Source organism: Neobacillus sp. PS3-12 (assembly GCF_030915385.1).
In the GTDB taxonomy this organism is placed as follows: Bacteria; Bacillota; Bacilli; order Bacillales; family Cytobacillaceae; genus JAEVLT01.
Genome location: NZ_CP133268.1, coordinates 2945608 through 2958999 on the forward strand (window position 1 = coordinate 2945608; position 13392 = coordinate 2958999).

At 40.5% G+C, this 13392-nt stretch carries 11 protein-coding genes and 1 pseudogene; 11 read left to right on the forward strand and 1 reads right to left on the reverse strand.

Annotated elements, in window-relative coordinates:
* Positions 1–70: 70 nt before the first annotated feature.
* From purC to purD, 9 genes and pseudogenes are all read left to right on the forward strand, one after another.
* A complete protein-coding gene (purC, locus tag RCG17_RS15085; RefSeq protein WP_374120828.1) occupies positions 71–784 on the forward strand; it encodes a phosphoribosylaminoimidazolesuccinocarboxamide synthase in 714 nt (237 codons plus the stop codon).
* Positions 777–1031 carry a phosphoribosylformylglycinamidine synthase subunit PurS gene (purS, locus tag RCG17_RS15090; RefSeq protein ID WP_308170987.1) on the forward strand — a complete coding sequence of 85 codons (255 nt, stop codon included), beginning with the start codon at positions 777–779 and terminating at the stop codon, positions 1029–1031. Before purC ends, purS begins: the two co-directional genes overlap by 8 nt.
* Entirely contained in the window at positions 1028–1711 is a 684-nt protein-coding gene (purQ, locus tag RCG17_RS15095; RefSeq protein ID WP_308170988.1) for a phosphoribosylformylglycinamidine synthase subunit PurQ, read from the forward strand. Before purS ends, purQ begins: the two co-directional genes overlap by 4 nt.
* On the forward strand, positions 1695–3920 hold the full coding sequence (gene purL / locus RCG17_RS15100) for a phosphoribosylformylglycinamidine synthase subunit PurL (protein WP_308170989.1): 2226 nt from the start codon (positions 1695–1697) through the stop codon (positions 3918–3920). Before purQ ends, purL begins: the two co-directional genes overlap by 17 nt.
* Positions 3896–5311: an amidophosphoribosyltransferase gene (purF, locus tag RCG17_RS15105; RefSeq protein ID WP_308170990.1), complete on the forward strand. Its 1416-nt coding sequence runs from the start codon at positions 3896–3898 to the stop codon at positions 5309–5311. The genes purL and purF overlap by 25 nt, the downstream gene beginning before the upstream one ends.
* Before the next feature lie 169 nt (positions 5312–5480).
* Positions 5481–6505 (forward strand): annotated as a pseudogene (purM, locus tag RCG17_RS15110) (phosphoribosylformylglycinamidine cyclo-ligase).
* An 18-nt stretch (positions 6506–6523) separates the two neighbouring features.
* Positions 6524–7126: a phosphoribosylglycinamide formyltransferase gene (gene purN / locus RCG17_RS15115; RefSeq protein ID WP_308170991.1), complete on the forward strand. Its 603-nt coding sequence runs from the start codon at positions 6524–6526 to the stop codon at positions 7124–7126.
* A complete protein-coding gene (gene purH, locus RCG17_RS15120; RefSeq protein ID WP_308170992.1) occupies positions 7101–8639 on the forward strand; it encodes a bifunctional phosphoribosylaminoimidazolecarboxamide formyltransferase/IMP cyclohydrolase in 1539 nt (512 codons plus the stop codon). The genes purN and purH overlap by 26 nt, the downstream gene beginning before the upstream one ends.
* Before the next feature lie 17 nt (positions 8640–8656).
* Positions 8657–9928: a phosphoribosylamine--glycine ligase gene (gene purD, locus RCG17_RS15125; protein WP_308170993.1), complete on the forward strand. Its 1272-nt coding sequence runs from the start codon at positions 8657–8659 to the stop codon at positions 9926–9928.
* 57 nt (positions 9929–9985) lie between these two features.
* On the opposite strand, the gene RCG17_RS15130 is transcribed toward purD, so the two are convergent.
* Entirely contained in the window at positions 9986–10276 is a 291-nt protein-coding gene (locus RCG17_RS15130; RefSeq protein WP_308170994.1) for a YgaP family membrane protein, read from the reverse strand.
* A gap of 239 nt (positions 10277–10515) precedes the next feature.
* On the opposite strand from RCG17_RS15130, the gene RCG17_RS15135 reads away from it, so the two are divergent.
* The gene (locus RCG17_RS15135) at positions 10516–12258 is read left to right on the forward strand and encodes an adenine deaminase C-terminal domain-containing protein (protein WP_308170995.1); all 1743 of its coding nucleotides are present in this window, start codon (positions 10516–10518) and stop codon (positions 12256–12258) included.
* A 71-nt stretch (positions 12259–12329) separates the two neighbouring features.
* Entirely contained in the window at positions 12330–13388 is a 1059-nt protein-coding gene (locus tag RCG17_RS15140) for a DUF3048 domain-containing protein (protein ID WP_308170996.1), read from the forward strand.
* The last annotated feature ends 4 nt before the right edge of the window (positions 13389–13392 follow it).

The window sequence follows — 13392 nt, forward strand, 5'->3', positions numbered from 1 at the left end:
GGGTATACTCCTCCTTCCCAAACTTCGCAACGCAAAGATTCCCAATATTGAAAAATCAGGAGGCATTCCCATGAAAGAACTTCTCTATGAAGGAAAGGCAAAGAAAATTTATAGCACGGACGATAAAAATGTAGTTTTGGTTGAATATAAGGATTCTGCTACAGCTTTTAATGGGGTAAAAAAAGCGGAGATTACTGGTAAAGGCCGTTTAAATAATCAAATTACTAGTTTGCTCTTTTTGAAGCTAAAAGAACAAGGAATTGACTCCCATTTTATCGAGCAACTGTCTGAGACGGAGCAACTTGTTAAAAAAGTATCAATTATCCCTCTTGAAACAGTCGTTCGAAATTTTGCAGCCGGAAGCTTTTCTAAAAGATTGGGAATTGAAGAAGGAAGACCGCTAAAGAAACCGATCGTAGAGTTTTACTATAAAGATGATGAATTGGGTGACCCGCTGATTACAAACGATCACATTCTTGAATTGGAAGCAGCGACACTCGAAGAAATTGAAGTTCTTAAAGAAAAGGCACTACAAGTTAATGCAGTTTTATCAAGCTTTTTTGATGGACTTGGAATTCGCCTGATTGATTTTAAATTAGAGTTTGGTAAAGACCAGACAGGCAAAATTCTGCTTGCCGATGAAATTTCCCCTGATACATGCAGATTATGGGATAAACAAACAAATGAAAAGCTCGATAAGGATGTATTCCGCCGCGATTTAGGCAGTTTGACAGATGCCTATGAAACTATTCTAGCAAGATTGGGAGGAACACAAAATGTATAAAGTTAAGGTATTTGTAACGTTAAAGGAAAGTGTATTGGATCCACAAGGAACGGCTGTAAAGAATTCATTGAATTCTTTAAATTATAAAGAAATTGCTGATGTAAGAATTGGGAAATATATGGAATTAATCGTGGATAAATCTGATCGTAATCTTGATGAAGTTGTCAATGAAGTTTGCGACAAGCTCTTAGCAAATCCGATTATTGAGAACTATCGGTATGAAGTAGAGGAGGTCGTTACTAAGTGAAATTTGCGGTAATCGTCTTCCCAGGCTCCAATTGTGACATTGATATGTATCACGCAATTAAGGATGAACTTGGTGAACAAGTCGAGTATGTATGGCATGACGCAGAAAATCTTGCTGAATTTGATGGAATCTTGCTGCCAGGTGGATTTTCATATGGCGATTACTTAAGGACTGGTGCGATTGCCCGTTTTAGTAATGTCATGAACGAAGTAATCAAAGCTGCAGAAGCTGGCAAACCAGTTTTAGGTGTCTGCAACGGATTTCAGATTCTTCTTGAAGCAGGGCTTCTTCCAGGGGCAATGAAACGAAACGAGAGTCTTCATTTTATTTGTCGGCCGGTCGAATTAAAGGTTGAAAATAATAAAACGATGTTTACAGGTGAATATAATGAAGGTGAAATTATTACGATTCCAGTCGCACATGGTGAGGGAAACTACTATTGTGATGAAGAAACCTTTCAAAAGTTAAAAGAGAATAACCAAATCGTATTTACTTATGAAAATAATCCTAATGGAAGTTTGGCAAATATTGCAGGAATCGTAAATGAAAAAGGAAATGTTCTTGGAATGATGCCACATCCAGAAAGAGCGGTTGATGAGCTTTTAGGCTTCGCTGCTGGCTTAAAATTATTTCGATCAATTGTAAAGCATTGGAGGGAAGCAAATGTTATCAACGCTTGAACCAAATCCACAGCAAATTAAGGCAGAAAAAGTATACAAACAGATGGGATTATCCGATGAAGAATTTACATTGATTGAAAAAATTCTTGGACGTACTCCAAACTATACAGAAACAGGTCTTTTCTCTGTTATGTGGTCTGAGCATTGTAGTTATAAAACATCAAAACCAGTTCTTAAGAGATTCCCAACAACCGGGGAACGAGTTCTTCAAGGTCCTGGAGAAGGGGCGGGTATTGTTGACATTGGCGATGAGCAAGCGGTTGTTTTTAAAATCGAAAGTCACAACCATCCATCTGCCATTGAGCCCTATCAAGGAGCAGCAACAGGCGTAGGCGGAATTATCCGTGATGTTTTTTCAATGGGTGCAAGACCAATTGCCATGCTTAATTCACTTCGCTTTGGTGAATTAGATTCAGCAAGGGTCCGATATTTATTTAAAGAGATCGTTGCAGGGATCGCGGGTTATGGAAATTGCATCGGTATTCCGACTGTAGGTGGGGAAATCCAGTTTGATCCATCTTATGATGGCAATCCGCTCGTAAATGCGATGTGTGTCGGCTTAATCAATCATAAAGATATTAAAAAAGGGCAGGCCCATGGTGCAGGCAACACAGTGATGTATGTTGGAGCGAAGACAGGCCGTGACGGAATTCATGGTGCCACTTTTGCCTCCGAGGAATTATCCGCTGAATCGGATGAAAAACGTTCCGCTGTTCAAGTGGGCGATCCGTTCATGGAAAAGCTCTTGCTTGAAGCATGCCTGGAACTTGTTCATTATGAATCCCTTGTTGGTATTCAGGATATGGGAGCAGCCGGTTTAATCAGCTCTTCATCTGAAATGGCAAGTAAAGCGGGAATGGGTCTTGAAATGAACCTGGATCTTGTACCGCAGCGTGAAACAGAAATGACCCCATATGAAATGATGCTTTCGGAATCTCAGGAACGCATGTTGATCGTGGTTAAAAAAGGTCAGGAGCAGGAAATTGTTGATCTGTTTGCAAAGTATGGCTTAGAAGCTGTCTCAATCGGAAAAGTTACAGATGATAAAATGCTGCATTTATACCATAAAGGGGAATTGGTTGCAGATGTTCCAGTTGATGCTTTAGTAGCAGATGCACCTGTTTATCAGATGCCATCACAAGAACCTGCCTACTACCAGGAATTCCAAGCAATCGAAAATACAGTACCTCAAGTAGATAATAATAAAGAAACACTTTTAAAACTTTTAAGCCAGCCTACCATTGCAAGTAAAGAATGGGTATATGACCAATATGACTATATGGTACGGACAAACACAGTTGTTGCTCCAGGTTCTGATGCCGCAGTTCTAAGAATCCGCGGAACACGTAAAGCGTTAGCGATGACAACAGACTGTAATGCCCGCTATGCCTACTTGGATCCAAAAGTGGGCGGAGCGATTGCTGTAGCTGAAGCAGCGCGCAATATCATTTGTTCTGGTGCAGAGCCATTAGCAATCACCGATAACTTAAATTTCGGAAATCCGGAAAAACCTGAAGTATTCTGGCAGATTGAACAGGCTGCAGATGGAATGAGTGAAGCATGCCGCGCATTAAACACACCTGTTATCGGCGGAAACGTATCATTATACAATGAAACAAGCGGTACGGCGATTTACCCAACACCAGTTGTTGGAATGGTTGGACTAGTGAAGGATCTTAACGATATTACAACCCAGCAGTTTAAAAATGCCGGTGATTTGATCTATATAGTAGGGGAAACGAAGGATGAGTTTGGCGGCAGTGAACTGCAAAAGATATTAAATGGCAAGATCTTTGGTAAAGCTCCGGAATTAAACATTGAAGTTGAAAAAGAAAGACAAGACCAGATTTTGAAAGCTATTCAGGCTGGAGTAGTTGAATCTGCCCACGATCTTTCCGAAGGTGGACTGTCTGTGGCCTTATCAGAATGTCTCTTTGGAGCAAAAAATCTTGGAGCGACTGTAAAAATTTCTGGGAACCCAATTTCCGCTTTATTCAGTGAAACACAATCCCGTTTCCTTATTTCTGTGAAAAAGGAAAACCAAAGTGAGTTTGAAAAATTAGTAGAAGCAGAACTTATTGGGGAAGTAACATCATCAGAAAACTTACAAATTTTAGCTGAAGAAGCTCCTGTTTTAGAAGCCTCTGTTGTTGAGTTGAAAGAAGCCTGGAAAGGGGCGATTCCATGCCTGCTGAAATCAAGGGATTAAATGAAGAGTGCGGTGTTTTTGGAATTTGGGGACATATTGATGCAGCACAAATCACGTATTATGCGCTGCATGCCCTTCAACACCGCGGTCAGGAAGGTACAGGGATCGTGGTTTCCGATGGAAAAACACTGAAGGGTGCAAAAGGTGAAGGGCTTGTTACCGAAGTGTTTTCCTCTGATGTGATTCAAAAATTAACAGGAACAGCAGCAATTGGTCATGTTCGGTATGCAACAGCGGGCGGAGGCGGATATGAAAACGTCCAGCCGCTCTTGTTCCATTCTCAAACTGGCAGCCTTGCACTTGCCCACAATGGAAATCTTGTGAATGTTAGGTCATTGAAACATCAGCTTGAAGGACAGGGAAGTATCTTCCAAACGAGTTCAGATACCGAGGTTTTAGCGCATTTAATGAAACGGAGCGGTTATCAGGCAGTAAAGGACCAGGTTAAAAATGCTTTAACGATGTTAAAAGGGGCTTATGCTTATTTAATCATGACAGAAACGGAAATGATGGTCGCCCTTGACCCTCAAGGATTAAGGCCGCTTTCACTTGGCAGCCTGGGGAATGCATTTGTTGTTGCTTCTGAAACATGCGCACTTGATGTCGTTGGCGCAGAGTTTATCCGTGACATTATGCCTGGGGAATTGTTGATCATCAACGATAATGGAATGACATCAGAACGCTTTGCTGTTAATACTAAAAGATCCATGTGTGCGATGGAATATATTTATTTTTCAAGACCAGACAGTGATATTTTAGGAATCAATGTACATTCTGCACGTAAAAGAATGGGTAAACGCCTTGCAGCGGAAGTACCAATTGAAGCAGATGTGGTTACAGGTGTTCCCGATTCAAGTATCTCGGCAGCAATTGGTTATGCGGAAGCCTCAGGTATTCCTTATGAAATGGGATTAATAAAGAACCGCTATGTGGGCAGGACTTTCATTCAACCATCTCAGTCGTTAAGGGAGCAAGGCGTAAAAATGAAGCTGTCTCCTGTTCGCGGGGTTGTTGAAGGAAAGCGTGTCATCATGGTTGATGATTCAATTGTTCGGGGGACCACAAGCAGACGGATTGTAAAAATGTTAAAGGATGCAGGTGCGTTGGAGGTTCATGTCGTGATTAGCTCTCCACCGATTAAAAATCCTTGCTTCTATGGCATTGATACTTCATCGAAGGAAGAATTAATTGCCTCTGATAAGTCTGTTGAACAAATCAGGGAAATAATCGGTGCGGATTCCCTTACGTTCATTTCTTTAGAGGGTATGATTGAGTCAATTGGAAAACTTGATGATGGAGAGTCATCAGGCTTTTGCCTTGGCTGCTTTACTGGGAACTATCCGACAGAAATTTATCCAGATACATTGCAATACTATTACCAGAGTAAATAAATTAAAAAGCGGAAGCGACCGTTTAGCGACGTATGGACTGGAGCCAACCGACTGAGATAAAGGAAACACGAAGAGCGTAAGCGATTCGATGTTGACTTATCGTAGGGAGGTGGGCGAAGTACACTAGTCGCTGGGAGCTGGAGCTAGACAATTTGGGGGTGCCAACAATATGTCAAATGCTTATAAACAAGCAGGTGTAAATATCGAGGCCGGATATGAGGCTGTTACAAGAATGAAAAAACATGTCCAAAAAACAGTTAGGGCCGAGTATTAGGCGGCTTGGGCGGATTTGGAGGCATGTTTGATCTTTCAGTTCTAAACCTAAAAGAGCCAGTGTTAGTATCCGGAACGGATGGAGTTGGCACTAAACTGATGATCGCCTTTATGATGGACCGTCATGATACAATCGGGATCGATGCAGTAGCTATGTGTGTGAACGATATTGTCGTTCAAGGAGCCGAGCCACTTTATTTTCTTGATTATATTGCTTGCGGTGCAGCCGATCCGGCTAAAATTGAAGCCATTGTCAAAGGTGTGGCAGACGGCTGTGAGCAGGCAGGCTGTGCCTTAATTGGCGGCGAGACAGCTGAGATGCCCGGCTTGTATGACCAGAATGAATACGATCTTGCTGGATTTGCCGTTGGTGCAGCGGAAAAATCAAAATTGATTACAGGCGAAACGATTCAGCCTGGAGACGTGTTGATCGGACTTTCTTCAAGCGGTATCCATAGCAATGGTTACTCCCTTGTTCGAAAGGTATTTTTCAATGATGCAAAATGGTCGTTAACAAAATATGTAGAAGAACTAGGCTGTACACTTGGCGAGGAGTTGCTGAAGCCTACAAAAATATATGTAAAACCAATTCTTGCAGCACTAAAGAAGTTTAATCTTAAAGGGATTGCTCATATTACTGGCGGCGGATTTATTGAAAATATTCCAAGAATGCTGCCAGAGGGTTTAGGGGTAAAAATTAAGGAAAACAGCTGGCCGGTTCCACCTGTTTTTGATCTGATTTCTAAGCTTGGCCAAATTGAGCCAAAAGAAATGTACAATGTCTTTAACATGGGCATCGGTATGGTTATTGCTGTAAGTAAAGAGGAAGCTCCAGGCTTACTTGAACTATTAGCTCAATCTGGTGAAAAAGCCTTTGAAATTGGCGAGGTAACGAATCAAGAGGGCGTTGAAATTAATTAACGATTACGAGGTGTAAAAATGAAAAGTATCGCCATTTTTGCCTCTGGAAGTGGAAGCAATTTTCAAGCGATTATTGATGCCATTCAAGAGGGTAAACTTGATGCGCAGGTGAATCTTCTTGTTTGTGATCAACCGAATGCCTTTGTGATCGAACGTGCTAAAAATGCTGGCATTCCAAGTTTTGTTTTTCAAGCAAAACAATACAAGAGTAAGGAAGCATACGAAACGGAAATAATCGAGGAATTAAATAAACGGGATGTTGAATTTGTAGTATTAGCTGGTTATATGCGCTTAATTGGTCCTGGGTTCTTGAATGAATATCAAGGCCGTATTGTAAATATTCATCCATCCTTGTTGCCTGCTTTTCCGGGCAAGGATGCAATTGGTCAAGCGATCAGGGCAGGGGTAAAGGAAAGCGGCGTAACCGTTCACTTTGTCGATGAAGGCATGGATACTGGTCCAATGATCGCCCAGGAGGCTGTTTCCATTGATGTAAATGATACAAGCGAGAGCTTGCAACCAAAAATTCATGCGATTGAACATAAGCTGTATCCAGCTGTGCTCCAAAGACTATTTTCCCAAGGAGGAAATAAAAATGACGAAAAAGCGCGCACTTATTAGTGTTTCAGATAAAACAGGTGTGATTGATTTTGCTAAAGAATTAATTGAGCTCGGCTTTGAAATTGTTTCAACAGGCGGTACGAGTAAAGCTCTTCAAGAAAATGGAGTTCCAGTTATCGGAATCAGTGAAGTTACTGGATTTCCTGAAATTTTGGAAGGCCGTGTAAAAACCCTTCATCCAATGGTACATGGCGGCTTGCTTGGAAAACAGGACGATGAAGACCATTTAAAACAAATGAATGAACATCAAATCAAGCCTATTCATTTAGTGTGTGTTAACCTCTATCCATTCCAACAAACCATTGAAAAACCAGATGTAACAGTTCCGGATGCCATTGAAAACATCGATATTGGCGGACCTTCAATGCTTCGTTCTTCTGCAAAAAATCATCAGTATGTTACGGTTGTTGTTGATCCAATCGATTATGAAAAGGTAATCGCTGAATTCAAAGAAAATGGTGAAACTACGCTTGAAACAAGAAGAAAGCTTGCAGCAAAAGTATTCCGTCATACAGCAGCATACGACGCCATTATTGCAGATTATATGACCAACTTGGCACATGAGGAAACACCAGAAAAACTAACGGTTACATATGAATTAAAGCAGACACTTCGTTATGGGGAAAACCCGCATCAAAAAGCTGCTTTTTATCGTAAACCGCTGGGATCTAAGTTTTCAATTGCCAGTGCTGAGCAGCTTCATGGGAAAGAACTTTCTTATAATAATATCAATGATGCAAATGCAGCACTTGAAATTGTCAGAGATTTCAATGAGCCAGCTGCAGTAGCAGTTAAACATATGAATCCATGCGGAGTTGGAATTGGAAGTACTGCGTTTGATGCATTTACAAAAGCATTTGCGGCTGACCCTGTTTCGATTTTTGGCGGGATTGTTGCCTTTAACCGTGAAGTAGATGCGCAAACAGCCACAAAGCTTCATGAAATATTCCTTGAAATCGTAATTGCTCCCTCATTCTCAGATGAAGCTATGACTATTTTAACGGGGAAAAAGAATATTCGCTTATTAACAATTCCTTTTGACCAGCAGGAAAAACCAGAGTCGAAGATGGTAACCATTGAAGGTGGCTTATTGGTACAAGATCAGGACCGCTATACATTAGATGATGCGACCATTACAATTCCAACAAAGCGCCAACCGACAGAAGAAGAATGGAAAGCATTAAAACTTGGATGGGCTGTTGTGAAGCATGTTAAATCAAACGCCATTGTTGTTGCAGATAAAGATATGACACTTGGAATTGGTGCCGGACAAATGAATAGGGTTGGCTCTGCGGAAATTGCTCTTAAACAAGCCGGTGACAAAGCAACAGGTGCAGGACTCGCTTCAGATGCTTTCTTCCCTATGGACGATACTGTGGAAGCAGCAGCTAAAGCAGGTATTACAGCGATTATCCAACCTGGCGGATCTATTAAAGACGCAGATTCGATTAAAAAATGTGATGAATACGGAATTGCCATGGTATTTACGGGAGTAAGACATTTTAAACATTAATGGATGGAGTGGTGCAGGTGAACGTATTAGTGATTGGACGCGGCGGAAGAGAGCATGCCATCTGCCGAAAAGTTAGCGAAAGTGCCTTGGTTGAAAAAGTATTTGTTGCACCTGGAAATGACGGAATGGTGGATGTTGCTGAACTAGTTCCAATTGATGAAAAGTCTGGAGAACAGCTGATCCAATTTGCCAAGGAACAACAGATCGGTTTGACCATTATCGGACCAGAAATTCCCCTTCTTGATGGTCTTGCAGACCAATTTCAAGCGGAAGGATTGAAGGTATTTGGGCCAAGTAAGGCTGCTGCTGAAATAGAAGGAAGCAAGTCTTTTGCCAAAGAACTAATGAAAAAATACAAGATCCCAACCGCTGCATACGAGGTTTTTACTTCTTATGAAGAAGCAAGTAAATATGTGGAAGAAAAAGGGGCACCAATTGTCATTAAGGCCGATGGTCTTGCTGCTGGAAAAGGTGTTACTGTTGCTATGACGAAAGATGAGGCTTTAAAAAGCTTAGAAGAGATGTTACTTGGCAAAAAATTTGGTGAAGCCTCAAGCCAGGTTGTCATCGAAGAATTTTTAAGCGGGGAAGAGTTTTCATTAATGGCTTTTGTTAATGGTGAAAACGTGATTCCGCTTGAAATTGCACAGGACCATAAACGGGCTTTTGATGGTGACCAAGGTCCCAATACAGGGGGCATGGGAGCATATTCACCTGTGCCACACATTGGTGATGACACGGTTAAAGTCGCCATTGAAACGGTTTTAAAACCTGCAGCACGTGCAATGATTCAAGAGGGAAGAAGTTTTTGCGGTATTTTATATGCAGGGCTTATCAAAACGGCTGATGGTCCAAAGGTTATTGAATTTAATGCCCGCCTTGGTGATCCAGAGACGCAGGTGATTTTACCAAGGTTAACATCAGATTTGGTTGGAACGATTTTAGAAATCCTTGAAGGTGGTACACCTAAGCTTTCTTGGGACCAAAAGAAGATGATTGGTGTTGTTGTTGCTTCAAGTGGGTACCCTGAAAACTACGAAAAAGGTGCGGTCCTTAAGGGAATAGAAACTTTTTCAGATGAGATTTTTACTTTCCATGCAGGAACTGTAAAAAATGAGTCAGGAGAATTTGTAACGGCCGGAGGCCGAGTTCTCCTTGTGGGTGCAAAGGCAGAAAATTTAGGGGAAGCAAGTAAAAAGGTTTACAAGGAATTAGAGAAATTAAACTGTGACGGAGTTTTCTACCGAAAAGATATTGGATATAAAGCTATCGGGCACCTCACTTATTAGAAATTTCAGAGTCTCCTCTGCCTAAAGAAGGCAGAGGAGACAACTTTACTATTATGGTTAAATCATTTGCTCTTCAAAAATCCCTTCCATGGAGTCTCTTGATGCATTACAGCTATCCGCATGGCTTTGTTTGCTTTCATTTTGCTTATTTTTTTCGTATAGGAGAGTTAACGGGCAGAAACGAAGAATGCCTTCAGCAACCTTCATGGCACCAAGCATGGTCAAGATTAAATAAGAATCACGCCATGGGCGCTTTACAATTTTTGCTGTACTCCAAGCCACTACGGTCAGTCCTAGGGTAATTCGAATTAAGGCGTTAACGATATTTATATTTTGTTTTACAATCATAATTGTTCACTCCTTCACAAGGTTTCAAAAAATGTTCAAACTTCTTTAATGCGTTACTACCATATATATGGTAGTATTAACTTACAAGTTTTTGTAAGGGCTTTCTTTTATAGAGATATAATATTACTATCCGAATATTTTGTAATTTAAACTGAAATTTTATTATAAATTGTTATTTTAATAAAACGAAAAGCTTTACTTAACTAGAATAAACTATTATCCCAAAAGGAGGGATGGACATGCTTGAACAGCGTTATCGATGGAAAAACAGGCAAATACGTGAACATGTATCGGTACTGGAAGGCAAAACTTCTCCCACCATTTTATTAAAAAATGCATTATATTTAAATCAAGCTCTACGTCAATGGATACGCGGGAATATTTGGATTTACCAAGATCGGATCGTTTATGTTGGTAACCAATTACCGGAATGTGTGGAGGACTGCGAAATTGTTGATTGTACAAATGAAATCATTGTACCCGGATATATTGAGCCACACAGCCATCCGTTTCAGTTATATAATCCCCATTCTATTGCAGAATATGCAGCAAAAACAGGAACAACAGCCTTAATCAATGACAACATGGCCATTATTTTGCACTTAAATAAAAAGGAAGCGTTTTCATTGATGAGGGATTTGCGGTCGATTCCCTCAGCGATGTTTTGGTGGTGCCGTTTTGATGCACAGTCAGAGATCATGCATGAGGAAGAAATTTTTTCACATAGTAATGTTAAATCATGGTTAGAACATGATGCCGTCTTACAGGGCGGTGAACTATCCGGCTGGCCAAAGCTATTGGACGGCGATGATATGATGCTTCATTGGATCCAAGAAGCAAAAAGGATGCGTAAACAGATTGAAGGCCATTTTCCGGGTGCATCCGAAAAGACGCTCGCAAAAATGATGCTGTTTGGGGCAGATTGTGATCATGAAGCAACATCAGGTGAGGAAGTATATGACCGTTTAATGCAGGGGTATATGGCAACATTGCGTCATTCATCAATTCGTCCTGATCTGCCTAATATATTAGATGAATTAAAACGGTTAGGCGTTCAAGCCTATGACAAATTGATGCTTACAAATGATGGATCTTCGGCCAGCTTTTATAAAGATGGCATGATCGACCGAATGATTAAAATTGCGATTGACAAGGATATACCGCCAATTGATGCATACAATATGGGAACCATAAATGTTGCACGGTATTATCATATTGAACATTTACATGGAAGTATTGCAACAGGCAGAGTTGCTAATCTCAATTTTCTTTCGGATATTAAAAACCCAACGCCAACAGCTGTACTTGCAAAAGGAAAGTGGATTAAGAAGGAAGGAAAAGAATACCAAGCTTTTACGCCATTAAATTGGGATGAATATAATTTAAAACCACTAAAGCTTGATTGGGATTTAACGTATGATGATTTACAATTTTCCATGCCATTTGGGATTAAAATGGAGGATTCCGTTATCACTAAGCCTTATTCAATTTCGATTGATTCCTTAGATGATATGCTTTCCTTTGACCATGATGAGTGCTTTTTTGTCCTTATTGATAAAAATGGTAATTGGCGGATAAACACATTCTTAAAAGGATTTGCGAACAAGTTATCAGCATTGGCCAGTTCATTCTCAAGCACGGGAGACATTATATTAATTGGAAAAAGCAAGGCTGATATCATTTGTGCTTTCAATCGCATGAAAGAACTGGGCGGGGGGATTGTCTTAGCTGAAAATGGACAAATTGTTTCCGAACTGCCATTGCCGCTTCATGGGATTATGTCCGATCTATCTGTTGAGGAATTAATGGGTCAGGAGCAAAATTTACAGGAAGAATTAAAAAAACGCGGCTACTCATTTAGCGATCCTATTCATAGTTTACAGTTCTTTTCCGCAACTCATTTGCCATATATTCGTATTACACCAAGAGGAATGTATGATGTTATGAACAAAACAGTACTCTTTCCGTCAATAATGCGTTAAAATGTAAAAGTAAATAGTGTTAATATAAAGACTTAAGTACGGGCGGAGGAAAATAGGGATGTGTTAAGGTAATGAAAAAATGGGCGATTTTGCTGCTGGCATTTCTGTTACTCCTTGCTGGCTGTGGTCAAAAACAAGCTAATAATAGCAGCCAAAAAGAAGTTAAAAAGCCAGAAAAAAGTGAAAAGAAAGTAAGCGATGTCATTACTGAACCAAAAGACCCATATACCTTTCCACTAACAGGTAAGGGCTCAAAAACAAGCACTGACGGCAGGGCTGTTGCCGTTATGATTAATAATCACCCGGATGCAAGACCTCAATCTGGATTGAATAAAGCCGATCTTGTTTATGAGTTGTTAGCGGAAGGAGATATTACTCGCTTTCTTGCCGTTTTTCAAAGTGAAAAACCTGAAAATATTGGACCTATCCGCAGTGCAAGAGCGTACTATCTAGAATTGGCAAAAGGGCTAAGTGCTTTATATATTGCACATGGTTATAGTCCAGAGGCAAAACAAATGTTAGACAATGGCTATCTTGATAATTTAAATGGGATGGTTTATGACGGTACTCTTTTTCAAAGAGCAAGTTTTCGGAAAGCACCGCATAATTCATATATTACATATGAAAATGTGCTAAAGGGTGCTCAGCTGAAAAAATATTCGATGACAGGTGCGCCGCCAGCTTTTTCATTCTTAACCGATGAGGAGAGTAAAAACATAACAAGTGACACAGCCACATCTGCACTCATTACCTATTCATCAAACAAAATGTTTGATTGCTTGTATCAATATGATTCCGAACTTGGTCGATATAAGCGTTTTTCAGGCGGGGCACAAACGGTTGACCTAGAAACTAAGGAGCCCATTCTGCTGGATAATATTTTTATTGTCGAGGCGGTACATCAAGTAATCGATTCTGCGGGTCATCGTAATATCAATTTACAGTCTGGCGGAAAAGGTTATTTACTCCAAAAGGGTAAGGTGAACCAAGTTGAATGGAAAAATGTGAACAATCGAATTGTTCCATTTAAAGATGGTAAGGAAGTCCCTTTTGTTCAGGGGAAAACGTGGGTGAATGTTGTCCCAACAACCCCAGGCCTGCTAAAGAGTGTATCATTTAATGTAAAATAAGACT